Below are 23929 nucleotides of genomic sequence, written 5' to 3' on the forward strand. Positions count from 1 at the left end.
CTTACATTTTCAAAATCAATTAATTTATTTATTGCGTTTAGTGTAACTTTAACCTTTTAAATATTTGTAGGTTTGAAAAATATAACTAAATTTGCAACCCGATTTTGCACGATAAAACTAAAAAATAAACATATAATAAATACAATAGCAATGTCCAAGATTTGTCAAATTACAGGAAAGAAAGCTATGGTTGGCAATAATGTTTCTCACTCAAACAGAAAGACTAAGAGAAAATTTAATGTCAATCTTTTCAGAAAAAAATTCTACTGGGTAGAAGAAGATTGTTGGATCAGCCTGAATGTTTCTGCTGCCGGTCTTCGTACAATCAATAAAATTGGATTGGATGCTGCGCTTAAAAGAGCGGCTGAAGATGGTTTTTTGAACGCATAAATTAGGAGGATCAAGAAATGGCTAAGAAAGCAAAAGGAAATAGAATCCAAGTGATACTTGAGTGCACAGAGCACAAAGCAAGTGGTATGCCAGGCACATCACGTTACATCACTACAAAGAATAGAAAAAACACTACTGAAAGATTAGAATTGAAGAAATACAATCCTGTTCTTAAGAAAGTTACTGTACATAAAGAAATAAAGTAAAAACAATATAAACCATGGCAAAGAAAGCAGTAGCAGGTTACCGCGACGCTTCAACGAAAGACGGTCGTAACTATGCAAAAGTAATCAAAATGGTAAAATCTCCTAAAACAGGAGCTTACACATTTAAAGAAGAAATGGTTCCGAATGAATCAGTAAAAGACTATTTCACGAAATAATCTTGTTAAAAATATCTAAAAAACCTCCTTCATTTTCATGTGGGGAGGTTTTTTATTATCCATTTCGTAGCTTTGTATAGCAGGAAATAAGCCTGTTTTAACATTAAACAAGTATGCGATAATTACTTGATAATAAAGAGTAAACTATGGGACTATTCGATTTCTTTTCGAAGCAAAAAAAAGAAACTCTAGATAAAGGTTTAGAGAAAACCAAAGAATCTATGTTTTCTAAACTGTCACGTGTTGTAGCCGGCAAATCGAAGGTAGACGATGACGTATTAGATGATTTGGAAGAAGTACTCATTACTTCGGATGTAGGAGTGAATACTACATTAAAAATCATAGAAAGAATAGAGAAAAGAGTTGCAAAGGATAAATATATCAACACAGATGGACTAAATTCAATTCTTCGGGAGGAAATTGCTCATCTGCTGACAGAAAACAACACCACAGATACAGAAGGTTTCTCTACACCCGAAAATTACAAGCCTTATGTGATAATGGTTGTCGGAGTAAATGGTGTTGGGAAAACAACGACAATCGGGAAATTAGCAAATCAGTTTAAGAAAGCGGGCAAATCAGTTTATTTAGGAGCTGCGGATACATTCCGTGCTGCTGCTGTAGAACAATTGGTTATTTGGGGAGAAAGAGTTGGCGTACCTGTAATAAAACAGGCAATGGGCTCCGATCCTGCATCAGTTGCTTTCGACACGCTGAGCTCTGCTAAAGCAAACAATGCGGATGTTGTAATTATAGATACTGCCGGACGCTTGCACAACAAGGTTGGCCTGATGAACGAACTTACCAAAATAAAAAAGGTAATGGAAAAGATTGTTCCCGAGGCTCCCCATGAAGTTCTGCTTGTGCTTGACGGCTCAACAGGACAAAATGCATTTGAACAAGCCACTCAGTTTACAGCCGCTACCGATGTTACGGCTTTAGCTATAACAAAACTGGATGGTACGGCAAAAGGAGGTGTTGTGATAGGCATTTCCGATCAATTTAAAATTCCGGTAAAATATATTGGATTAGGAGAAGGAATCGACGACTTGCAAGTTTTCACACGCAAGGAATTTGTCGACAGTCTTTTTGGAGCATAAAGAATGAAAAAAAACAGAATCGATGTTATAACACTGGGTTGTTCTAAAAACCTGGTGGATTCAGAGTTGTTGATGAAACAGCTTTTAGCAAATGGATATACAGTAAAGCACGACCCTGACAAACCGGAAGGAGAGATTGCGGTAATCAATACTTGCGGATTTATAGGTGATGCAAAAGAAGAATCCATAAATATGATTCTTGAATTTGCAGAAGCAAAAAAAGCAAGAAAGCTTAGTAAACTTTTTGTAATGGGATGCCTCACCGAAAGGTACATGGATGAACTGAAAGCCGAAATCCCGGAGGTAGACAATTTCTATGGTAAGTTTAACTGGAAAATGCTTATCTCTGATTTGGGTAAATCATTCAAACAAGATATAGCTTTGGAACGTAGCATAACAACTCCCAAGCATTATGCTTATTTAAAAATATCGGAAGGATGTAACAGAACTTGCTCTTACTGCTCAATTCCTATCATGACGGGCAAACATCAATCTCGTCCGATAGAAGAAATAGAAGAAGAAGTTAGGAATCTGGCAGCTACGGGTGTAAAAGAGTTCCAGGTGATAGCACAAGATCTGTCATTCTATGGATACGACAATTACAAACAAGCCAAACTACCCGAACTGATCGAACGTATTGCAAAAATAGAAGGGGTGGAATGGATACGCCTCCACTATGCATATCCGGCAAACTTTCCTTACGATCTGCTAAGAGTGATGCGAGAAAACGATAATGTGTGCAAATATCTGGATATAGCTCTACAACATGTTAGCGATAATATGCTTACCAAAATGCGACGCAATATATCCAAGCAAGCAACATACGATCTGATGAAGCGTATCCGAGAAGAAGTACCGGGTATACATCTGCGTACAACATTAATGGTAGGTCATCCGGGCGAAACAAAGAAAGACTTTGAAGAACTATTGCAGTTTGTAAATGATATGCGCTTCGAGCGAATGGGAGCTTTCCCTTATTCGCATGAAGATGGCACATACGCATACGACAATTACAAGGACAGCATATCAGACGCTACAAAGCAAGAACGAATGGACTTGCTGATGTCGGCTCAAGAAAAAATAGCTTTCGAGACGAATGAGGAGAAAATAGGCAAAACACTGAAAGTGGTTGTAGATAAAGAGGAGAGCGACTATTACGTAGGCCGTACCGAGTACGATTCGCCGGAAGTTGATCCCGAGGTCTTGATAAAGAAAAATAAAATGCTTAATATTGGGGAATTTTATAATGTTAAGATAACTGACACCCAATCGTTTGATCTGTACGGAGAAGTTATTTAACCTTAATAGGAATATCTATGACGAACCAGGAATTAATAGCCGCACTGGCAAAACGTTTGAGCTGGACACAGCGTCAGACATCAGAAGTGTTGGAAGCCACAGTTTCTATCATCAATTCAAACCTAGAAGAAAAAAACTCTGTTAATATTCAGGGATTTGGATTGTTTGAAACAAAGAAGAAGGCTGAGCGTATTTCTGTTAATCCTGTTTCGAAACAGCGTTTTCTGGTTCCTCCTAAAATCACTTTATCTTTCCGCCCCGGACAAACTATAAAAGAGAACCTCAAAAAACTTGAAATAAATGAATGAACGTCTTAGTCTACAGGATTTGATTGATCTTCTGGCTAAGAAACAGGAGATTACAAAAAAAGAAGCCGAAGTATTTCTGCGTGAGTTAATAGCTGTTATATCAGAAACGATAGAAAGCAACGAGTCAGTAAAGATAAAAGACTTTGGGACTTTTAAACTGGTAAAAGTAAATGCACGTAAAAGCGTAGATGTAAATACCGGCGAAGCTATCGAAATAGCGGCTCATTACAAACTAAGCTTCACTCCTGACAAGTTACTAAAGGAAGCTATAAACCGTCCTTTCGTCCACTTCGAGAGTGTCGTTTTAGAAGAGGGTGTTTCTTTTGATAATATAGAAAAAGACGAAACAGTAAATATAGAAGAGGCTGATGAGGAAGAAGATGTTTCTGTAGATGAAGAAACAAATGAGGTATCTCCTACCCCAACAGCAGATTCACACCAAGTAACGAATGAAGACTTCACGCCTGAATTAGTGAGTGAAGACACCACTATAATAGAGACAGAAAACACTGCCCCTCATACAGAGGAAAAGCAAGTAGAGGAAATAAATAACCGGGAAGAAGAAACGCGACAATCTGATAATGAAGCAATAACTCCAAATGAAACTGAAAATATACCTGAACCACTAACTGATGAGGTCTCTGAAGAAAGAATACTAGAGTATAAGCAGAGGATTGAAGAGGCTAAATTAGCTGCTAAAGAAAAAGACCTGGAATACGAAAGGCTCGTGAAAGAGACAAGACAGGCGGCTAAGAGAAGAAAGAAATTCGTTTCCTTAGGATTCTTCATATTCCTTATTATTGCAGCATTCCTGATCGGGGGATTGTATTTCCAAGAAATTGCCAGATTCCTGACCGAAGGTCCCACAGGAAACGGTAATACAGCCATAGTTACTGACAACCAAAATATTGACGACAAAAAAACAGATACTCTTGCCGTATTCTCCGACTCTATAGCTAAAGCGAAAGAACAAGATTCAATTGCCATTGTAACGGAGAAAACCTTGGCTAGCGAAAACTCGATAAAGCCTCAGACTCAAAAAAACGAGCAACCAACAGCCACAAAAGGAAATACACCTCTGGCAATCATAACGATAGAACCGGGTAATACCTTACGTAATATTTCACTAAAGTATTATGGACACAAATCGTTCTGTGTATATATCTACGAGGAAAACAAAGATAAAATAAAGAATATCAACAGTATACCTCTTGGAACTAAACTAACCATCCCTTCTCCATCAAAGTATGGAATAAATCTTCAGGATCAAGCATCCCTAGACAAGGCAAAAGCGAAAGAGAGAGAGCTCTTCAAGACGATGGGACTATAAATATTCAACTTTAAGAAAGTGGGTTGCCCGCTTCTCTTTGGGAGGAATGGTAATGTAATCGCCATATTGCTTTTTCAGATATGTTTCAGGTTCCTTAGGTGCTGAAAACTCTTTCCCTTCGAATATAACTTTTCCTACCGGAAACATATACCCTGCATTGTGATTCGTAGAGTTTCCTATTCCATAGCTATGTAGTATATTATCAGGTTTTGTAATAGAACAAATTCCTCTGGCTGTATATTTCAACAAAACTCCTATAGGGTATAACAACAAAGATGTTGCGTATTCATAAAAATATGTCAGTGAAAAGAATGGCCTCCCTCTCTTTAGACGCCTAAAAGCTCTTCCATAGAAAAAGTCAACAATATTCTTCATCCACCGATAGCTTCTTTCCTCAGGAAAGATATCGATAAATATACCTTTCTCCTTATAGCTTGCCATATCCTCCTCTTCGGAATAAACAATAGAATGTCTGTCTCTCACCTTAGAGAACAACAACCTATAACTTTTCTCTTTGGGAGTTTGCAGATACAGATTGTCCGGCAACTCATTAGGCAGTATTTTCAATAACTTCTGATAGTCGGGAAAAAGCAATTCGATATCAATATCATCATCCCAGGGAATAAACCCTCCATGCCGGATAGCGCCAAGCAAAGTACCGCCGCTTATCCAATATGGGATATTATGCTTGTCACATATATTAGCTACAATAGATAATATATCCAACATCTTCAGTTGCAGCGTCCTTAATTCAGAACCATCAGGATTATATATTTCTCTAAGTTCTTCTGTATCTGTCATTATTTTTTTCTTAAGAAAAAGATCAATTTTATTAGTCGGCTCAATATAGCGGTATTGTATTTAGCAAAAGGAGGGAATAAAACTTTCCCATACTTCTTTTGCGAAATACACAACACTGCCCAGCGAGACCAAAGAAAAGCAACCAGCGCCGACTGTATATAAATATGCTTTATTTCATTTTGTCGAATCAGCTTCGTAAACCAATTGGCTATATCTTCAAATCGGTCAACGGGGACATCCAACTTATTCCCCAAAGCATACAATTGGAAAGTTACTTTATGACAGTATAGCTCCAATTCGGTAGGAATTAAGTCGAGTCGGCTCAACTCTCTTTTTATAAGTTCATCTTTCAGTTCACGCTGTACTTCACTATTTAAAACCGACACGTTGCTGTCGTGCCATCTGTATCGGAGCAGTTCATCATCAATATTTGCAACCTTACCGAGCTTGGCTATCCTGCACCACAAGTCATAGTCTTCCACATGCTTATACGCCTCATCGTACTTATTCTGTTTCAGCACTTCGGTACGAATCATCATACTCGGATGAATAAAAGAAGGGGAAAACATCAGATTGATCTGAAGATAATCATCACTAGTCAGATTATGAATATTTCCGGTCTTCTTCCCACTATTATCAATCACTGCAGCAGCAGTGCCAGACATCAGTACTTGCGGATGCGAATCGAGGAACTCAACTTGACGCTTCAATCTATCGGGGTGACAAATATCATCGGCATCCATGCGAGCTATATATTGTCCTCCGCAATAATCAATACCCTTATTTAGCGTTTTTATCAATTTCAGATTGACAGGATTCTTTATATAAAAAATCCGTTCGTCATCATAGTCCATAATAATAGACTCGCTGCGATCGGTAGACCCGTCATTTATAAGTATCAGCTCCCAATCTTCGAAGCTCTGCGATACAATACTGTCTAATGCCTGAGACAAATATTGCTCGGCATTATAAACTGGCATTAATATCGATACTTTTGGCATAATCGGCTATTTTAATAAAAACTGTCACTTTTTGTAAAACACTCATTCTAAACAGCATAATCTTACAACTATGTTAAAAGGTGACAAAAGTGACACTTTATTGTATGTTTTTATACTGTTACCTTTTTCCCTCCTGAAAGGCTCAACCGTATATAATAAGATAATCTTGACACTAAAATATATATCAGATCTTGATCCACCCTTGAGGATAAAAACAATCTAGCAATTCATTTTTTTGCTCATCCACAAACCATCGTTTGGGAGCAATTATATTTTTCTCTTCATTGTTGTTAAGCCACGCACTCCACCAACTAAAGCTACTATTGGCTATAATATTATGTTTGCACAAGCTCATCAACTGCATGTCTATATAGCTGTCTTTTCCTTTATTCCAATCTATAAAAGTAACAGGAAATTCTTTAAAGTTAAGATTATCCTTTATCCAATCAAAATCCTCTGAGAAAACATAAAATTCAGGATTCTTTACATGCGCAGATATATAGTTGATGGCATTCTCGTAATAGTCTTTTTCAAGGATAGCAAAATTCGATTGTGAATTCTTATTCAGATAATCCCCTCTGCGTATATGAACGGCAATAGACTGATTTTCTGAAACCTGCCCTGCGATATCTTTATTTTTTCCGGTTAATGGATATTTGAAGGAAAAATCCTTCCGTAAAAGCTCAGATATATTGTTGAAGTATGATTCATTCTGAAAATAGCCGGACATTATCACGTCGCCCGTCAAAGCTTCAAAAGCCGGTTGGTATAAGATTGCATATGTATCAGTAAACACTCCAAATCTCTGAAAAAAAGATCTGTGCTTTTGAATAAAGGGTCTCGCTTTAGTTACAGCTTTTGCTTTCAGAGACGAGGTTTCTACTACATCTTCTATATTAAATATACCCAGTTCGTAGGGACGTACCGTAGCTTGCGTTTTTTTAGAAAATGTATATAGATCAACAGACAGAGTCGTATTTAAACGAATAGCCAACGACTTGGCAGCCGCATACTGAAACATCTGATTCCCCAATCCACCCGATAATAATACTGCAACCATTGAGTTTCCATTCGTTTTACAAGTATCTGCAAAGGTATTAAAATGCTCCGACAATATGCCTGCATTCTTATTATTGTTAAATCATTTCGTGCTCTTTTCCGATAATTCTTTTTGCTTTACATATTCGCTCAGTAATATAGGGTGAGGCTGAAACTTGCTTTTTATAATATGATGGATAAAAATATATAGAGCAATAAAGTAAAAGATTGATTAAATCATCAAAAAAAACATATTAAACGAATGAGAAAGGGACTACTCCATAGAAGATAGTCCCTTATTTAATTAAAGTAATATATAAAAACGAAAAGAGTGTTTTATTCGATTTAAGCTTTTATCCGGCTACCTACATATCCAAAAAACGATATATATAAGAAACAGATCAGCGGTATAATAAATCCGACATTCATACTTTCGGCACCCAATATCCCCATCAACGATGGGGCGATGGCTCCCCCCACAACTGTTAGAACCAAAATGGACGATGCTGTTTTTGTCTTATCACCCAGATCTCTTAAACCCAGCGCAAAAATAGATGGGAACATGATAGACATAAATAAGTAACAGCTGATCAGAGCGATTATTCCAAACCGATTATGATTCATGATAACAAAAAACATCAGTAATGTATTTATAGCAGCACACAAACCAAGCAGAGATCCCGGCTTCATCTTCTGCATAATCATACTTCCCGAAAATCTTCCGACTGCAAATAACGACATTCCGCCTAAGCCAAGTAACAAACCGGCCTGTATTTCGGTCAGTTGCAACTCTTTTACTTCTATTGCGTAATTTATAAAAAAGCTACCAATACCCGTCTGCGCTGCTACATACAAAAATTGAGCAACGACCGCCAACACAAAATGTCTTTGTTTTATCAATGGCAGATCTCGCGTTACGGTATTATTATTTAGGATTGACGTATCTTTATGATTATCCGATTTTATTTCAGGTAGTTTTGCAAACAAGAAAAACACCAACACCAGAACTACCACACAACCCAATCCTACGTATGGAAACATCAAAACGGAATTGCTCGTATGATCTCCAACCGCTTCTACAATATTTGCAACCGCGTCATTAGCACCAAGAAAAACTTTTTTAATAGCATCAACAAATAATTCGATTGTCGACCGATCCGACTCATTTTTAAATATAAGAACAGAGCCTACAAGGGGCCCTAAAATCCAACCGATAGCATTAAAAGTTTGAGCGAGATTGATACGGCTTGCTGAAGTTTCGGGCGAACCTAAAACAATAGTATACGGATTGGCTACTGTCTCAAGGCAAGTAAGTCCGCAAAACAAGATTAAGAGTCCTAAAAGAAAAGCCCAAAAAGTATTTATCTCTACGGCAGGAACAAACCAGAAAGCCCCCAATGCAAAAAGAGCTAATCCGACAACGACTCCGCTTTTATAACCAAATTTACGAGCAATTAATCCCGCAGGAATAGCCATCAGAAAATATGCCCCATAAGCCGAAGCCTGAACAGCTCCCGATTGCGCCTTTGATAAATGTAGCGAGTCTTGAAAGTGCTTGTTTAACACATCCAGCAGACTATGGGCAAATCCCCACAAAAAGAACAAAGAGGTTATCAGAATAAAAGGGAACAAATAGTTTTGTCCATCTTTTCCGATAAATAAAAGCTTTTCTGATTTGGTCTTCATATTGGTCTTAAATTTGTTGTTTTTACGTTATCAAATGCTCCATTCTAGTAGCAAACAACTCCCACTCTCTCGAATTCTGAGGATAATAGGTTTTAAAGTTAAAGCTGTTTTTTACAATCTGATGTCCCTCCCTTATATTTTTTATTTTTTTATCTGTTACTGCTTGCTGAATAATATTTCCGATTGCTGTAGCCTCTGTTAACCCGGTTACAACCTCTACATTCAGAGCATCTGCAATAAATTGATTTAACTGTTCGTTGCGGCTTCCCCCTCCTACTACCGAAAGATATTTAATCGTTCTGCCGGAACACTGCTCCAATTTCTTCATCACAAAATGATATTTCACTGCTAGTGATTCGAGAACACAGCGAACCAACTCGCCTTGGGTATGAGGTACATATTGATCCGTCCGCTTGCAATACGATTGTATAGCATCTTTCATAGATGAGGGAATGGTAAAATCAGGATCGTCGCTATTGATAAGGCTTCCGAAAGGTTTACACTTTTCACTTTCCGACAATAGGTATTGGTAAGAACATTCTTCATCACACTTCTCCCACTCGGCTATTAATTGTTGAAGTATCCACAATCCCGAAATATTACGCATAAACAGAATCTTTCCAACCCCACCTTCGTTCGTAAATTCGTTATCCATAGCCTCCTGCGTGAGAATCGGGTTGTCCGTTTGTATCCCCAGCAGAGACCATGTACCCGAACTAAGAAAAGCCCATTCTTCTCCATCAAACGGAATAGCAGCAATGGCACTTGCCGTATCATGCGACCCGACGGCAAAAACTTTAATATTTTCAGCATTCGTTTCTTGTGCAATATCATCGGTAAGATTTCCGACAAGAGAACAAGGCTTAATAATATTTTTGAAAAGATATAAAGGAAGATTCAACTTATCGAATAGAGACTTCTCCCACGTTCTTGTCTTAGCATTTACCAACTGCGAAGTGGAGGCTATTGTATATTCATTATACATATTACCTGTAAGATAAAAATTTATCAGATCGGGGATAAACAATAAACCATCGCCAATAGCAAGTACCTGAGCATTCTGCTCTTTCATGCTCAGCAATTGAAAAACGGTATTGATCTCCATTTGCTGAATACCTGTGATAGCATACATGTCTCTTTTAGAAATGATAGCCTCCGCTTTTTGAGAAACACCTTGCGTACGACTATCCCTATAACATACGGGATTGGACAATAATCTTCCCGCTCTGTCTATTAACCCAAAATCAACACCCCATGTATCAACAGCAAGACCTTGTAAATCATAACCCTTCTTTACGGCCAAATAAATGCTCTGTTTTACATTTTGGAATAACGACAAGAAGTCCCAGCACAATGTACTTCCCAATTTTACAGGAACATTTCCAAAGCGGTAGATCTCATCTAGGCAAATACGTCCGTCCACTATTGTTCCTACAATAGCCCGTCCACTTCCTGACCCTAAATCCAGAGCCAAATATGCCATGTTGTTATTTTTGTGTTTTTCCTAAAATATAAACTTCCAAATCGCGAATTTCATCATCGCTCAAGATATCATAATTTCCTTCACCTGCACGCACAATAATGCTGCATGCCAACTCGAGGAAAACCGCTTTTTGAAAAGCATCATCAAAGTCTTTTCCACAAACAGCCTGCCCATGTTTACTCATCAACACGCAATCATGATCAGTCAGGGCATGTGTTACAGCATCGGCCAGTTCCTTCGATCCGGGACGATAATATGGTATAACTGCAATTTCTTTGCCACAGTAGCAAGGAACTTCGGCAACTACATTAAAGCTTTTCGGCTTGTTTTTCATACAGGATACAATTGTCGCAAACTCTGACTGAAAATGCAACACCACATTCATATCTTTACGCTGACGTAAAACCCCCAGGTGGAAAACACTTTCCATCGATGGCTTAGGACCATCGACACGCATGCCGGTAGAGATATTACAGATAGCGACATTTTCTTTGGCAATACGTGGCAACCACGAACCTGTACCCGAAACCAAAGCTAAATCTTTATTTACTCTCCACGACAAATTACCACTGCTACAAAGCTGTAGACGTTCTTGTCCTACACGATGGGCAGCTTCTATAAACCGTTCTATATATTCCGCGTTTATCATACTGTTTTTATTATCGAAGGTACAAAAAACTATTTATAAAGAGGACCATAAACCTGACAAGCTCGATAATCGGCTCCTTCTTTATCCATCCCGAAAGCAGACCATGCGGCAGGGCGATAAATATCATCCGAAGATACATTATGCATACAAACAGGGATACGAAGCATAGAAGCCAACGTTATCAAATCGGCTCCGATATGTCCACTGCTGATAGAACCATGATTGGCTCCCCAGTTGTTCATCACGGAGTACACATCTTTAAAATTAGGATCATCGGTCAGGCGAGGAACAAACCATGTGGTAGGCCATCCTTTATCTGTACGCTCATCTAAAATTTTATGCACATCCGGATCTAGATCTACAGTCCACCCTTCGGCTATTTGCAAGACCGGGCCCAGTCCTTTTATAAGGTTTAGGCGAACCATGGTACATGGCATTCCACCACGAGTAAGAAATTTAGAAGAAAAACCTCCTCCACGGAAATACTCACGGTTGGCAGGCATCCATGTAGTAGCATCTAAACACGACTTGGCTTCGGCTTGTGAAATATCCCAAAAAGGTTTCATTACAGGTTTCCCTGCCTCATCGCTTTGGCGACCACTCCCATCCAGAGACGCAGCACCGGAATTTATGAGATGAATCATACCACCCGAAGCTAAACCTTCTAACTTTTTCCCTGTCACTCGTTCTACAGCCTCAGGACTCCAATAAGTACGCACATCTGCAAAGATCTGAGCGGTATTTGTCAAAAGATAACCAAACAACATTGCCGTACCATTCAGCGAATCATTTTCTGTAGCTAATATATATGGTGCGCGAATACCTCTCCAATCGAAAGAGGAATTGAGGATAGCCTCTGTAAAATCGCCGTTAGGATAGAAATCTGTCCATTGGCGTTGCCCCTGAAAGCCCGCGGCAAGAGCATTATGCCCTAAGGCCTCTTCTCCAAATCCCATTTCTTTCAATTTGGGATTGCCTATCATCAGATCACGAACAATCAATGTCATTTTCACAATGAATTCCCAATCCTTATCATTTGCCGCACGATCTTTTTTCAAATCGTCCCGATTTATCGTATCTTGCCCTTCTTTACAGTGGGTCTTCGCCCAAGCTAAGGCTTTTTCATATTCTTCTTTATCATATATCCCTTCTGTCATGCGGCGAATAATTTCTACCTCGTCTACACTCTCGCAACGCATACCTAAATAATCTTCAAAAAAATCGGTATTAACTACCGAACCGGCAATACCCATACACACCGAACCAATGGAAAGATAAGATTTACCTCGCATAGTTGCTACAGCCAATGCAGCTTTAGCAAAGCGCAACAACTTCTGTCTTACATCGCCAGGTATTTCGGTAGTACCTCCATCCTGAACATCATGTCCATAGATACCAAAGGCAGGTAATCCTTTCTGTGCATGTCCAGCAAGGACTGCAGCCAGATAGACTGCCCCGGGACGTTCCGTACCATTAAATCCCCAAACAGCTTTGATTGTATGCGGCTCCATATCCATCGTTTCGCTACCGTAACACCAGCACGGAGTAACTGAGATTGTTATCCCCACTCCCTCTCTACGAAACTTCTCGGCACAGGCTGCACTCTCTGCTACACGACCAATTGTGGAATCTGCAATAACACACTGAACAGACGACCCGTCGGGATAGCGTAAAGTAGAGGTTAACAAGTCTACCACACTTTTTGCCATATTCATTGTTTGGTTCTCAAGAGACTCTCGCACCCCTCCCATGCGTCCATCGATAGTAGGACGAATACCGATTTTAGGCCATTCACCTTGAAATCTTTTCCCAGCCATATATTTTAGATATTAATGGTTAATTACTATATTTTGGTTTTATATTCAATAAATAAACAGGAGATTGTGTTTTCTTTGATTGAATTAGATTTTTAATTGTTACAAGCTTACCACCGGTTCCATATCCTTACTATTATAAATAGGGGTGGTGATAGTATAATTATATCTTAAGGAATTAAATTCAAAGACATTGAATCTAACATTAAAGAAATATCAGATAAAAAGTTAATTAGAATGAGCTTTTTTCTATTCGTCCAGCATCCACTCTATTACAACGACTTATAACTCCAAATATATATTTTAGATACTCAACAAGCTTTCATTTTTCCGATGAATGAATAGTACTATTTCGACATCAGGCAGTTTTTATTTCGTTTTTTAGACTCTATTTCCAGCCCTTATTATATTAATTGGCACAAATCAACAAGCATATACAGTTAATTATCAGACCATTTACCACTACAAAATCATATCCTTTATACTTTTCAAAGAGAATTAATTGCATATGAAAATAAATTTTATATACATTTCTTAATGATTAATATTACTTTTCATATATATTTGTAAATAACAATTCGTTTTTAAGGAATTGCCCGGATTTCTGTACAAATGTGACTATATAAATATTGTTAACGTAATTGACTATGGCTAAAAAGGAGGATTTTAGGCAAGACTCGTTTGATCTTTCCTCTCAAACGCCTACAATAATCTGTAAAAGTTTTGTGCTCTATGGATCTGTAGAAGAAACGCATCACATACGCGTGGAAGGGACTATAGTAGGAGATATAAAACAGGCTCATACTGTTGTAATTGGTACAACAGGTATAGTTCGAGGAAATATTCATGCAAAAAATCTAGTTGTATTCGGTCGTATCGAAGGTAATATATGCGTAACCGAGTCTATCTCCATAAAAAGTACGGGTAGAATAGTGGGCAAACTTAATGCGCAAATATTCACATTAGAGCATGGCGCAACATACGAAGGACTCATCGCTATGAAACCTCTTCTTTCATAAAATAAAGTTTATTTATCCCCATAATTATTAACGAATCTAATATTTTATCGCTATGGTTTATGAAATCCAATCTTTTCCCAGCTTAGTTGAAAATAATAATACAAATCTGTCACAAACAGCGAAGGATTTGCTTCACGGCTTGAAAATTCAACATAATAATAAATGGTATATCTGTGGAGACCTTGCCCTGAATGAAGGTCAATCTCCTCATAAGTTAATAAACTCATCACCGGATGATATAGACTATCAGATATTAGCTAAAGCAGCTATGCTGTTAGTAGAAAATCAAGTGGAGCAACCGATAACAATCACCACAGGTTTTCCTTATTCTACTTATTATATTTATAAAGACAAAGCCATAGAATTTTTCCAACGCACTCATATGCTCGATTATGACATTTCAACACACAATGCGGGGAATAAGAAAAGAGTAATATTAGAAGTACAGAAGGTTGAAGTGATTCCTGAAATTGTAGGATGTACAATCGGAATACGCAAAGGTGAACCTCAGGTTTCAGGAAATTTCTTTGTATTCAGTTGTGGGTTTGGAACATTTGAATCTATCCTTAGTACAGATTCGGGTATTATTGAACAAACAATGATCAGTACGCATGGAATTCGTTATGCTGTAAATCTGATGATAAATGAACTGAAGAGCAAATATTATTTAGAGCTTAGAAATACACATCAAATTGATGAAGCATTCAAACGTGGATATATTTTCTTGAATCGTCAAAATATCGATTTAAGAGAAATACGTAAAAGTGTTATTCAAACATATTATCAAGAAGTCATATCTCCAAACTTACGCAGTGTCATTAATGACTCCAACCTGGTTAAAGCCAACCGTATATATATGTGTGGAGGTGCTATGTATTATGAAGAGCTTATCGATTGCTTTAAGGAGGAATTCGGCAAATTCACAGAAATAACAGTTTTAGATAATCCGGAAACATTAGCAAGTAAAGGTTATGCAATTAACTCGTTACGCGTAGGACATGGCAAATTCAAATCATCTGTAGGTATAGATATAGGAAATGCCACTACTGTAGTAGCTAACTTTTCGGGAGAATAAATAATAGTATAGAATATTACTTTATAAAGATCAGGAATGTTTCTCTTTAAGCGAAAAATTGATGAGATCGAGCCTCAACCTGCCAGAATCGTAGAATTGGGACGAGACGTAATTGTATTAGGCTCACTATACCTAACCGAAGGACAAGAGAAAAATTTCTATGTAGAAGACACTCTGACTGTTGATATTAATGCTCAGATTACCGGTAGTGTAACGGCCGTAGGTTGCATCATTGACGGCAAAGTAACAGGTAATATCATTTGTGCAGAGAGTTTAGAACTTGGCCCGACAGCGGTTATAGAAGGTACAATTACAGCCAAGGCAGCTGTCATAAATGCGGGTTGCGTTGTTAATGGTGAAGTTGTATTAGATCCTCTACTGGAAGTTCCTATATTAAATATAAAGATTGCAGAAGCAAAAAACTATCTTGAAAAAGAAGGAACAACGATCTCTGTAGATTCTTTCTCCAAAATAGAAGAAGAAATTCCCCAAAAGGATTCAAGAGCTTTCAACAACCCACCAAATAAAGAGCAAAAAAGCCCGATAATCCAAGACAAAAAAACTGAAGCAAAGCCTGTGGATGAAAGTGATAATTGGTGGTAACGCATATACTCATAAAAACAAAAGCTTGTAAAGAATTCTTTACAAGCTTTAATTTTTTAATAAAATGTGCCCCCACAGCTCAGACTCTTTCTTGGAAGATTTGAGACGATTAAATCAATAAAAAAACAGTCCGTATAAATCTGATAAATTCGTGGAAAAGGTTTATCAATCTAAACAGTCTAATAACTCAAAAAAGATAGTGAGGGCGTTCAATAAGGTATAAACACATGAAAACTTGGTATATCCAGGTACTTTTCATTATATTTGTCTAATGAAGAAATCTGATTAGCATACAGCAAATAAATGTTTCGTACATGGCACTCAGTGAATGCCATAGAATTTTATTTGTTAAATTTTTAAGATCTGCTAAAATGATTAATTTTTTTGAAAGTCCTTTTAAAGGCAAAATAATCAAAGACCACATTACCAACCCCAATATTATTGCGGGCAAATACTCCTACTATTCAGGTTACTATCATGGACACTCTTTTGATGACTGCGCTCGCTATTTAATGCTAGATAGAAATGATATCGATAAATTGATTATAGGTTCATTTTGTTCCATTGGAAGTGGCGTTAGTTTTATTATGGCTGGAAATCAAGGGCATCGACACAGTTGGATATCCAGTTTCCCATTTTTTTATATGCCGGAGGTGGAAATCTTCAATAAAGCAATTGATGGATTTGAAAACGCAGGAGATACCGTTGTCGGAAATGATGTTTGGATTGGAACCGAGGCAATAATCATGTCAGGAGTAAAAATCGGTGATGGTGCCGTAATTGGCAGTCGGTCGGTGGTCACTAAAGACGTTGCCCCTTATACGATTATTGGCGGAAATCCATCGAAAACTATCAAATCACGATTTTCTGAACAGCACATCAAAATGCTTTTAGAAATCAAATGGTGGGATTGGGATGAAGAAAAATTATCTGAAGCTATTCCTATAATTTGTTCTGATAATATAGAATTGCTATATGAATTTTATCACAACCATATAGTTTAATAAATCTTTGGGCTCTTCACATGAAGAGCCCAAAGATTTATTGTTATTTATAAAAACAGACATGAGAATCTATCTCCAAGTATTAAATATCTCCAAGTGGTCTATTTACTTTCTCGCTATCACATTTTACCCTCTTCCAAAATGACCAATAAAATTTCTCATGACTTCGACATGTATCTTGTGGAAAACACATTGTAAAGGATAATATTTGTATGTAGATAGTGGTAGTATGCCTATTAAAAAATTTTAAGAACAGTATCACTCTTGGTTCAACTTTGGATATGAAACCCCATCTTAAACTAGACAAAATTGTAATAAAAAACCACCTACGCTATGCATAAGTGGCCTATTATCAGTGACCCCGGAGGGGCTCGAACCCTCGACCCATTGATTAAGAGTCAATTGCTCTACCAGCTGAGCTACGGAGTCGTTTGGTGAGTGCAAAAGTATAATAATTATTCTTTTTAAGAAAATTAATCTAGGAAAAATTAGCTTTTATTAATCACTCTTTTTCTTCGTCTTAAATAATACACTACTATAAATATAGCTAAACATTGATTTTGAATACAATAATTTTTCTGAAAACACCTTTTAACTAAAAAATATAGTTACAACTAAAAATTTTAGTTATATTTGTTTTTAAATAAATATCTAACATGAAAAGCCTAACAAAAAAAGAAGAGGAAATAATGGACATTCTTTGGTCGCAAGGTCCTATGCGAGTCAAAGACATTCAAGACCTGTATGATGACCCAAAACCTCATGTAAACACAATATCAACATTAATTCGTATACTTGAGGACAAAGGTTATGTGGGCTACGAACCTACAGGAAAAGCTTACAGGTATTATGCACTGGTAAGCAAGGATAGCTTCAAAAAACACACACTGACAAAGATAATCAGCGAATACTTCAACAACTCTTATTTGGGAGCGGTATCTTCACTTGTCGAAGAAGAGAAAATTTCCGTCGAAGACCTAAAGGGGTTAATAGAAAAAGTGGAAAATGCAGCTAAAAATAAAAAGTGATGGCAGACTTATTAATATACAGCACCAAGGTTTCCTGTGCTTTATTCTTCTTCTATATAATATATAAACTGATATATAGCCGGAATAAATTTTTCAGAATAAACAGATTTTGTATTCTTTTATTTTATATCAGCAGCCTTTTTATCTTTCTTATAAAAATAAAAACCTCTGCATTAAACGAAGTACATCAGACCATTGCCGCATACGAATCATCACTAACCAGCGAATCGGCTCCGATAGAATTCATCCCCGCCACCTCCGCCACTTCCATAGTAGTCGCAGAACATGCAACAATAGATTGGATTAGGATAGTGGGAATCATTTATCTGGCAGGAGCACTCTTTATACTGATACGTAACACTTACTCTACTTTGCACATATTGGCTATGATAAAGGGATGTGAAAGACTGAAAACAGACGGGATTAATATTCTTATTACAGATAAAGACATCCCTTCATTCAGCTGGATGAATTACGTTATTATATCTCGAAAAGATTATAATGAAAACAAAGAAATAGTACTGACTCACGAATTATCGCACATAAGGAATAGGCACTCATTCGACTTACTCTTTTCAGAGCTTTTCGTACTTTTTCAATGGTACAACCCCTTTGCGTGGCTTTTTAGAAGAGAACTGCGTAATGTTCACGAATTTGAAGCAGATAACTGTGTACTAAAATCAGGCATCGATGCTAAAACATATCAAATTTTATTAATTAAAAAAGCTGTCGGCTCACAACATCTCACCTTTATGACCAACAGCTTTAACCACAGTAAACTCGAAAAAAGAATCACTATGATGTTAAAAGAAAACAACAATCCGCATGCAAAAATGAAGTATCTACTTCTGGTTCCTGTATTTGCAATTGCCGTATCAATTTTTGCCCACCCTCTACTAACAAGTAAATTGGACGAGCTTTCAGACGCTGAAGGTATAGAAAAAAATGCTTATTCGCAAAAGACCGACAAGACTGATGAGAAAACTGAGGTAGCCGAAAATTCGGAAATAAACGTCGAACAACAAAAACCTGTCACCCACCCTTCCGACACTATCGACCTGAAAAAGTATAGGGTAGAAGCCTACAAAAAGGGCAAAAGAATCGATTTTAATTTATGGAAAAACTTTGAAAGAAAAGACGGCAAGATTCTTGTTACGTCAGACTCCGCATTTTATTACAAAGGTGATAAAATACTATCCTATACTCACGGAGGAACAATTCACATTGCAGAAAACACCAAAAATTTAAACGCAGCAACAATACAACGCAGAATGATAGCTGCATATGCCATATCCCATGAAAAACAAAAGGATATGATAAATGCAGCAGGAAGCGAAGAAGCTTTTTTTAAATCAATCGATTTGGATAAATACAGGATAGAAGCCTATCGGAACGGAAAGAGAATCAACTTTGATGACTGGAAAAATTTCAGCGAAAAAGACGGTTATATCGTTATAGACTTGGATTCGGCAAATTACTATAATGGTGATAAAAAAATCGGACAAGAGTCTGCCACTCCCGGACCGTTTCAAAAAAACATATCTAAAAACACTGAAAACCTGAATGGTGAAACAATCCAACAGAGTATAATCGGTATGGTTTTACTGCTAAATGGAATCAAGCCCCAATAAATAATCTTAAAGTATCAAAGAGAGCTGTATCCGCAAAATAAGGATACAACTCTTTTTCGTTTTCACTTTTCATTTTTCACCTATTATTCATTACTTTTGTAGCCGAAGAGAGATTTCTCCTCCGTGTATCTTAGGATTAACCACGTAAAAAACAAAGTTATAGAATGAATAAAACAGAATCAGCGTTAGTCTTGTTTTCGGGTGGACAAGATTCAACAACATGCCTCTACTGGGCACTTGAAAATTTCGCATCCGTTCGCACGCTGTGTTTTACCTACGGGCAACGTCACTCCAAAGAGGTAGAAGTAGCAAAGGCTATTGCCGAAAAAGCCAATGTACCATTCCAACTGCTGGACGCATCTATTATCAGCCAACTATCCGTCAACTCTTTGACAAGCGATATTGTTATGGATCAGGAAAAACCGGCAGACTCTTATCCAAATACGTTTGTACCGGGACGTAATCTATTATTCCTTACTTTTGCGGCTGTCATTGCTCGCTCGCACGGTATACGCCACATTGTAACAGGAGTATCAGAAGCTGACTACAGTGGTTACCCCGACTGTAGAGACACATTTATACTTTCAACAAATGCTTCTATTAATCTGGCTATGGACGAACATTTCCAGATACATACGCCATTGATGTGGAGAGATAAAACTGCTGTATGGCAATTAGCTGATGAGCTGGGTGTTTTCGATATCATTCGTACTCAAACCCTGACCTGCTACAACGGCATTATTGCCGATGGTTGCGGGCACTGCCCTTCTTGCAAATTGCGTAAACAAGGATTAGACAACTATCTAAAGACAAAACTATAATATGACAATAGAAGGACTTAGCCATTTAGGCGGAAAAACCGAATATAAAGATAATTATGCTCCTGAAGTATTAGAAGCCTTTGAGAACAAACATAAGGAAAATGACTATTGGGTAACATTCAATTGCCCGGAGTTTACAAGCCTATGTCCTATTACGGGACAACCCGATTTTGCAACAATACACATCAACTACATACCTGATGTGAAAATGGTAGAAAGCAAGAGTCTTAAGTTATACTTATTTAGCTTTCGCAATCATGGGGCATTCCATGAAGACTGTGTAAATATTATGATGAAAGACCTTATTGAACTGATGGATCCGAAATATATTGAAGTGGTAGGAATATTTACACCACGTGGAGGCATTAGTATTTATCCGTTTTGCAACTATGGACGTCGGGGTACGAAGTTTGAGCGACTGGCAGAAGAGCGTCTGATAAATCATAACCCACAGCAAATATATAAATAGTTAAGAGGCTTCAAAGCCTCTTTTTTTATTCTGATTATGCAATCTTAGGTCTTCGTTTTTGTACTCTTTTATAGACTACTGTAAACCAAACAGGCAGTATTATGCCTTTACATACCGTAGATATAGCAATTGCCCACCACACCCCTACAATGCCCATTTGCGAAGCCAGATAATAAGCCAAAGGGATGCGTAGCGCATTGAATGTAATACTTATCACGGCAGGCTCTACTGTGCGGCCAATACCATTAAACATACCTTGTGTAGTCAACTCAAACATCATAAAAATCTGAACCAACCCCATAACAAACAAATATTCGGCTCCGGCCCGCATAGCATTCTCTTCAGGAACAATTATTCCAAAAATTTGAGCACCAAACAAAATAAATGCAATACTGACAAAAATTCCTAACGTAAACATAACACGTATCGTATAGATATATGCCTTTTTACCTCTTTCCAATTTATTGGCAGCATAGTTCTGAGCAACAAAGGCACTTAGGGCTGTAGAAAATCCCTGCGATGTATTCCATGTAACCGCCTCTATCTGTCCTCCGGTTGTCTGAGCCATCATGCCTAAATGACCGCCATGAATAGAAGCAACACGTGCCAAGTTCATATTAATGATGGCATACAATGAGTTCATTATTGAAACAGGCGTTCCTAGAAAAATTATGCGTTTAAGGTAAATACCTTTCGGCTTAATAAAGAAGGAGAAATCGCCTAAAATACGATTACCATATTTAATCTGATAAAAGAACAAAGAAAACACAAACAATTGTGCAGCAACTGTGCCAATAGCGGCACCGTGCAATCCCATCCCCATACCAAACATCAATATAGGGTCGAGTATCATATTTAATACAAGCCCTGCTGCATTATTTTTGAACGGAACAGTACTTCGCCCTGCACCATTGTATATCCCTGCGAAATTATATGACAAGAACTGAAACGGAAGACTAATAGTGAGTATTCGTAAATAAAGTACCGCATCGGCTGTAATATCAGCAGATAGTTTGAAAAAAGATAAGATAGGATTAGCAAAAATAAAGAGTGTAGACACCCATACCACGCTAAGCACGATAGAGGTAGTTGTAGAATGTGAGGCGTATATAGCTGCACGTTTCATTTTCTTCGCACCTATCGATTGACCGACTGCGACCTCCGATCCGATCATAGCCAGATATGCGACCGATGAAGTCAACCACAACAACATACCTATAGCACCGATTGCAGCTTCCGATTTGGTTGCTATTTCGGGATGAGATACAGTACCCAGCCTGCCAACCCACGACATAGCCATCAGCGTGTAAGCCATCTGTAAAAAGCTTGTACCCATCAGGGGTAAAGCCAAACGTATTAAGGTAGAGAATATTTTTCCCTCGGTAAGATTATGAATACCTGATTTCACGTATATGAATTATAAATTTTTGAGCAGTTTGTCCCCATTTTCGCTATCCGAAAGCTCTTTAATTTCTAAAATAGTCTCCCACTCTTTCCTGAATTTTACATTTGTATCAATCACAAAATCCTCTGAGCCATACATCTCTATTTTCTCAAACAGATAACTTACGGTAATATGATTGATATCCAAAGCAGGTATAAAAGCGGGTACTAATGCATTTTGAGATGGAGTCTCTACAATAAGCCCGATATCCTGCAAATAAAAAAGAGTATCACTAGTCAATTTTGTCGGGATTTTATATTGCTCCGAAAGTTCATCAGCAGTGTAAGGCATATCACCTTTTTCAAACCGCTTAACAATCAAAGTCATTATTAGTAATGCAACAAAATCCTTATAGCGACGACTTATTTTAGAAGTTTCATGTTCGAAACTAAACTTATTTACATTCTGATAAGCAAAAGATAGCTGCACACCAAACAAAACAAAAAACCATGTCAGTTGCAACCATAGGAGCAACAAAGGCAAAGCAGCAAAACTACCATATATAGCATTGTATTTAGATATCCAAATCTGACCACCAATATACAGCATTTGGAATACCTGAAAACATATACCCGTAAACACACCGCCTAATAAGGCACTAGTAAACTTAACCTTCGTATTAGGAATATAGATATATAGTATTGTAAAGAGTAAAATGGTAATAAGAAAAGGAATAACTTTCATAAAAGGCCCAATAACCAGTCCCAGTATATACTGTTGCTCGGCTGTAGTACTCAAAAGAATATTAACCCCGGCATTGCATATAAGAAAAACAGGCGCAATAATGATAAGAGCCAGATAGTCCGTGAACATCCGAAAATAGGTACGTCCTTTTTTTATCTGCCATATTTTATTGAAGTTATCTTCTATGTTCGAAAGCAGATTGATTACAGTATACAATAACAAGATGACGCCGACGCCCAAGAAAATCCCACCCTGAGCATATTCGATCGATTTGTCGATAAAAGCTGTCGCCTTATTCAATATCTCCTCTTGTCCTGCAAAATAGCTAAAGAGTTGAGTCTTTACAATATTCTGAAAACCAAAGCCTCGAGCTATGGCAAACAATACAGCTAGCATGGGGACGATAGACAGTAAGGTGCTATATGTCAATGCTGATGCACGTGTAAAAAGTTGCTCTCCATCAATATTCCTGATGGCTAGGATAAAAGACTTAATAATATCGTACAATCCCATTTTACGAGACGATCTCTCGCGCTTGTTTATCCGCCAGATATCATACGTAAGAAATCGAATTACTCTTTTTACAAACTCTTTTATTCTTTCAATCATACGAGATTTTTATCCGAAATATTTACAAATATAGCTTGTTCTTTATAAGTAAACATACTTGATAGATAGAATCTTAAAAAATAGTAACAAATATATCTACCAATAAGATCAATCTTCATTGCTAAAATTTGTAAAAAATCTCTACACTAGACCAATAACCTAACCATAAGAGACACTGTGTAGAATATTCACGAAAGAGGAAGACCGATAAGTATAATTTAACTTTGGCATAGAAATATAAAATATCTATACTGGGATATT

Annotated in this window: 24 protein-coding genes and 1 tRNA gene; 15 read left to right on the forward strand and 10 right to left on the reverse strand. The window is 37.5% G+C overall.

Annotated features, from left to right (window positions below; all coding sequences use genetic code 11):
* Window positions 1–150 precede the first annotated feature (150 nt).
* The 7 genes from rpmB (at window position 151) to QOX35_RS10600 (ending at window position 4809) form a co-directional block, all read left to right on the forward strand.
* Window positions 151–390 carry a 50S ribosomal protein L28 gene (rpmB, locus tag QOX35_RS10570; protein ID WP_006842175.1) on the forward strand — a complete coding sequence of 80 codons (240 nt, stop codon included), beginning with the start codon at window positions 151–153 and terminating at the stop codon, window positions 388–390.
* A gap of 17 nt (window positions 391–407) precedes the next feature.
* The gene (rpmG, locus tag QOX35_RS10575) at window positions 408–596 is read left to right on the forward strand and encodes a 50S ribosomal protein L33 (RefSeq protein WP_006842174.1); all 189 of its coding nucleotides are present in this window, start codon (window positions 408–410) and stop codon (window positions 594–596) included.
* Window positions 597–610: 14 nt separating this feature from the next.
* On the forward strand, window positions 611–772 hold the full coding sequence (locus tag QOX35_RS10580) for a DUF4295 domain-containing protein (RefSeq protein WP_135103598.1): 162 nt from the start codon (window positions 611–613) through the stop codon (window positions 770–772).
* Window positions 773–918: 146 nt separating this feature from the next.
* On the forward strand, window positions 919–1872 hold the full coding sequence (gene ftsY / locus QOX35_RS10585) for a signal recognition particle-docking protein FtsY (protein ID WP_283686866.1): 954 nt from the start codon (window positions 919–921) through the stop codon (window positions 1870–1872).
* Between the two features lie 3 nt (window positions 1873–1875).
* On the forward strand, window positions 1876–3171 hold the full coding sequence (gene rimO, locus QOX35_RS10590; protein WP_283686867.1) for a 30S ribosomal protein S12 methylthiotransferase RimO: 1296 nt from the start codon (window positions 1876–1878) through the stop codon (window positions 3169–3171).
* A 17-nt stretch (window positions 3172–3188) separates the two neighbouring features.
* On the forward strand, window positions 3189–3479 hold the full coding sequence (locus tag QOX35_RS10595; RefSeq protein ID WP_283686868.1) for an HU family DNA-binding protein: 291 nt from the start codon (window positions 3189–3191) through the stop codon (window positions 3477–3479).
* Window positions 3472–4809, forward strand: a complete 1338-nt coding sequence (locus tag QOX35_RS10600) for an HU family DNA-binding protein (protein WP_283686869.1) — start codon at window positions 3472–3474, stop codon at window positions 4807–4809. The genes QOX35_RS10595 and QOX35_RS10600 overlap by 8 nt, the downstream gene beginning before the upstream one ends.
* On the opposite strand, the gene QOX35_RS10605 is transcribed toward QOX35_RS10600, so the two are convergent.
* The 7 genes from QOX35_RS10605 to QOX35_RS10635 all read right to left on the reverse strand — a co-directional run bounded on the left by QOX35_RS10605 (window position 4804) and on the right by QOX35_RS10635 (window position 13284).
* Window positions 4804–5610, reverse strand: coding sequence for a LicD family protein (locus tag QOX35_RS10605; protein WP_283686870.1), 807 nt, complete (start codon window positions 5608–5610; stop codon window positions 4804–4806). The two genes, QOX35_RS10600 and QOX35_RS10605, sit on opposite strands and share 6 nt — an antisense overlap.
* Window positions 5610–6611 carry a glycosyltransferase family 2 protein gene (locus QOX35_RS10610; RefSeq protein ID WP_283686871.1) on the reverse strand — a complete coding sequence of 334 codons (1002 nt, stop codon included), beginning with the start codon at window positions 6609–6611 and terminating at the stop codon, window positions 5610–5612. Before QOX35_RS10610 ends, QOX35_RS10605 begins: the two co-directional genes overlap by 1 nt.
* A gap of 184 nt (window positions 6612–6795) precedes the next feature.
* Window positions 6796–7671, reverse strand: a complete 876-nt coding sequence (locus QOX35_RS10615; RefSeq protein WP_283686872.1) for an alpha-1,2-fucosyltransferase — start codon at window positions 7669–7671, stop codon at window positions 6796–6798.
* Between the two features lie 323 nt (window positions 7672–7994).
* Window positions 7995–9335 carry an L-fucose:H+ symporter permease gene (gene fucP / locus QOX35_RS10620; protein WP_283686873.1) on the reverse strand — a complete coding sequence of 447 codons (1341 nt, stop codon included), beginning with the start codon at window positions 9333–9335 and terminating at the stop codon, window positions 7995–7997.
* A 22-nt stretch (window positions 9336–9357) separates the two neighbouring features.
* A complete protein-coding gene (locus QOX35_RS10625) occupies window positions 9358–10818 on the reverse strand; it encodes a rhamnulokinase (protein ID WP_283686874.1) in 1461 nt (486 codons plus the stop codon).
* 4 nt (window positions 10819–10822) lie between these two features.
* The gene (locus QOX35_RS10630; RefSeq protein ID WP_283686875.1) at window positions 10823–11467 is read right to left on the reverse strand and encodes a class II aldolase/adducin family protein; all 645 of its coding nucleotides are present in this window, start codon (window positions 11465–11467) and stop codon (window positions 10823–10825) included.
* A gap of 29 nt (window positions 11468–11496) precedes the next feature.
* On the reverse strand, window positions 11497–13284 hold the full coding sequence (locus QOX35_RS10635) for an L-fucose isomerase (protein WP_283686876.1): 1788 nt from the start codon (window positions 13282–13284) through the stop codon (window positions 11497–11499).
* A gap of 644 nt (window positions 13285–13928) precedes the next feature.
* Between QOX35_RS10635 and QOX35_RS10640 the strand changes: the two genes are divergently transcribed.
* From QOX35_RS10640 to catB, 4 genes are all read left to right on the forward strand, one after another.
* On the forward strand, window positions 13929–14300 hold the full coding sequence (locus QOX35_RS10640) for a bactofilin family protein (protein ID WP_135103586.1): 372 nt from the start codon (window positions 13929–13931) through the stop codon (window positions 14298–14300).
* Window positions 14301–14352: 52 nt separating this feature from the next.
* Window positions 14353–15375, forward strand: a complete 1023-nt coding sequence (locus tag QOX35_RS10645) for a ParM/StbA family protein (protein ID WP_135103585.1) — start codon at window positions 14353–14355, stop codon at window positions 15373–15375.
* A gap of 36 nt (window positions 15376–15411) precedes the next feature.
* Window positions 15412–15978 (forward strand): bactofilin family protein, encoded by a 567-nt coding sequence (locus QOX35_RS10650; protein ID WP_283686877.1) that lies wholly within the window; start codon window positions 15412–15414, stop codon window positions 15976–15978.
* Between the two features lie 371 nt (window positions 15979–16349).
* The gene (catB, locus tag QOX35_RS10655) at window positions 16350–16982 is read left to right on the forward strand and encodes a type B chloramphenicol O-acetyltransferase (protein WP_283686947.1); all 633 of its coding nucleotides are present in this window, start codon (window positions 16350–16352) and stop codon (window positions 16980–16982) included.
* A 356-nt stretch (window positions 16983–17338) separates the two neighbouring features.
* Here catB and QOX35_RS10660 read toward each other — a convergent pair.
* A tRNA-Lys gene (locus tag QOX35_RS10660) sits at window positions 17339–17411 on the reverse strand.
* Between the two features lie 227 nt (window positions 17412–17638).
* Between QOX35_RS10660 and QOX35_RS10665 the strand changes: the two genes are divergently transcribed.
* The 4 genes from QOX35_RS10665 (at window position 17639) to queF (ending at window position 20931) form a co-directional block, all read left to right on the forward strand.
* Entirely contained in the window at window positions 17639–18010 is a 372-nt protein-coding gene (locus QOX35_RS10665) for a BlaI/MecI/CopY family transcriptional regulator (protein ID WP_283686878.1), read from the forward strand.
* Window positions 18010–19641 (forward strand): M56 family metallopeptidase, encoded by a 1632-nt coding sequence (locus QOX35_RS10670; protein WP_283686879.1) that lies wholly within the window; start codon window positions 18010–18012, stop codon window positions 19639–19641. The genes QOX35_RS10665 and QOX35_RS10670 overlap by 1 nt, the downstream gene beginning before the upstream one ends.
* A gap of 164 nt (window positions 19642–19805) precedes the next feature.
* Window positions 19806–20462, forward strand: a complete 657-nt coding sequence (gene queC / locus QOX35_RS10675; RefSeq protein ID WP_283686880.1) for a 7-cyano-7-deazaguanine synthase QueC — start codon at window positions 19806–19808, stop codon at window positions 20460–20462.
* A 1-nt stretch (window position 20463) separates the two neighbouring features.
* Entirely contained in the window at window positions 20464–20931 is a 468-nt protein-coding gene (queF, locus tag QOX35_RS10680; RefSeq protein ID WP_283686881.1) for a preQ(1) synthase, read from the forward strand.
* 34 nt (window positions 20932–20965) lie between these two features.
* Here the strand turns inward: queF and QOX35_RS10685 are convergent, their stop codons facing one another.
* Window positions 20966–22339, reverse strand: a complete 1374-nt coding sequence (locus QOX35_RS10685) for an MATE family efflux transporter (RefSeq protein WP_283686882.1) — start codon at window positions 22337–22339, stop codon at window positions 20966–20968.
* A 9-nt stretch (window positions 22340–22348) separates the two neighbouring features.
* Window positions 22349–23668 carry a YihY/virulence factor BrkB family protein gene (locus QOX35_RS10690; RefSeq protein ID WP_283686883.1) on the reverse strand — a complete coding sequence of 440 codons (1320 nt, stop codon included), beginning with the start codon at window positions 23666–23668 and terminating at the stop codon, window positions 22349–22351.
* Window positions 23669–23929 lie beyond the last annotated feature (261 nt).

It is taken from the genome of Dysgonomonas sp. Marseille-Q5470 (genome assembly GCF_951230145.1).
Classification (GTDB): domain Bacteria; phylum Bacteroidota; class Bacteroidia; order Bacteroidales; family Dysgonomonadaceae; genus Dysgonomonas.

Excerpts from the sequence above, each read along its gene's own strand:
- rpmB (WP_006842175.1), top strand. The coding sequence starts at position 151 with ATGTCCAAGATTTGTCAAATTACAGGAAAGAAAGCTATGGTTGGCAAT.
- rpmG (WP_006842174.1), top strand. The coding sequence starts at position 408 with ATGGCTAAGAAAGCAAAAGGAAATAGAATCCAAGTGATACTTGAGTGC.
- QOX35_RS10580 (WP_135103598.1), top strand. The coding sequence starts at position 611 with ATGGCAAAGAAAGCAGTAGCAGGTTACCGCGACGCTTCAACGAAAGAC.
- ftsY (WP_283686866.1), top strand. The coding sequence starts at position 919 with ATGGGACTATTCGATTTCTTTTCGAAGCAAAAAAAAGAAACTCTAGAT.
- rimO (WP_283686867.1), top strand. The coding sequence starts at position 1,876 with ATGAAAAAAAACAGAATCGATGTTATAACACTGGGTTGTTCTAAAAAC.
- QOX35_RS10595 (WP_283686868.1), top strand. The coding sequence starts at position 3,189 with ATGACGAACCAGGAATTAATAGCCGCACTGGCAAAACGTTTGAGCTGG.
- QOX35_RS10600 (WP_283686869.1), top strand. The coding sequence starts at position 3,472 with ATGAATGAACGTCTTAGTCTACAGGATTTGATTGATCTTCTGGCTAAG.
- QOX35_RS10605 (WP_283686870.1), bottom strand. The coding sequence starts at position 5,610 with ATGACAGATACAGAAGAACTTAGAGAAATATATAATCCTGATGGTTCT.
- QOX35_RS10610 (WP_283686871.1), bottom strand. The coding sequence starts at position 6,611 with ATGCCAAAAGTATCGATATTAATGCCAGTTTATAATGCCGAGCAATAT.
- QOX35_RS10615 (WP_283686872.1), bottom strand. The coding sequence starts at position 7,671 with ATGGTTGCAGTATTATTATCGGGTGGATTGGGGAATCAGATGTTTCAG.
- fucP (WP_283686873.1), bottom strand. The coding sequence starts at position 9,335 with ATGAAGACCAAATCAGAAAAGCTTTTATTTATCGGAAAAGATGGACAA.
- QOX35_RS10625 (WP_283686874.1), bottom strand. The coding sequence starts at position 10,818 with ATGGCATATTTGGCTCTGGATTTAGGGTCAGGAAGTGGACGGGCTATT.
- QOX35_RS10630 (WP_283686875.1), bottom strand. The coding sequence starts at position 11,467 with ATGATAAACGCGGAATATATAGAACGGTTTATAGAAGCTGCCCATCGT.
- QOX35_RS10635 (WP_283686876.1), bottom strand. The coding sequence starts at position 13,284 with ATGGCTGGGAAAAGATTTCAAGGTGAATGGCCTAAAATCGGTATTCGT.
- QOX35_RS10640 (WP_135103586.1), top strand. The coding sequence starts at position 13,929 with ATGGCTAAAAAGGAGGATTTTAGGCAAGACTCGTTTGATCTTTCCTCT.
- QOX35_RS10645 (WP_135103585.1), top strand. The coding sequence starts at position 14,353 with ATGGTTTATGAAATCCAATCTTTTCCCAGCTTAGTTGAAAATAATAAT.
- QOX35_RS10650 (WP_283686877.1), top strand. The coding sequence starts at position 15,412 with ATGTTTCTCTTTAAGCGAAAAATTGATGAGATCGAGCCTCAACCTGCC.
- catB (WP_283686947.1), top strand. The coding sequence starts at position 16,350 with ATGATTAATTTTTTTGAAAGTCCTTTTAAAGGCAAAATAATCAAAGAC.
- QOX35_RS10665 (WP_283686878.1), top strand. The coding sequence starts at position 17,639 with ATGAAAAGCCTAACAAAAAAAGAAGAGGAAATAATGGACATTCTTTGG.
- QOX35_RS10670 (WP_283686879.1), top strand. The coding sequence starts at position 18,010 with ATGGCAGACTTATTAATATACAGCACCAAGGTTTCCTGTGCTTTATTC.
- queC (WP_283686880.1), top strand. The coding sequence starts at position 19,806 with ATGAATAAAACAGAATCAGCGTTAGTCTTGTTTTCGGGTGGACAAGAT.
- queF (WP_283686881.1), top strand. The coding sequence starts at position 20,464 with ATGACAATAGAAGGACTTAGCCATTTAGGCGGAAAAACCGAATATAAA.
- QOX35_RS10690 (WP_283686883.1), bottom strand. The coding sequence starts at position 23,668 with ATGATTGAAAGAATAAAAGAGTTTGTAAAAAGAGTAATTCGATTTCTT.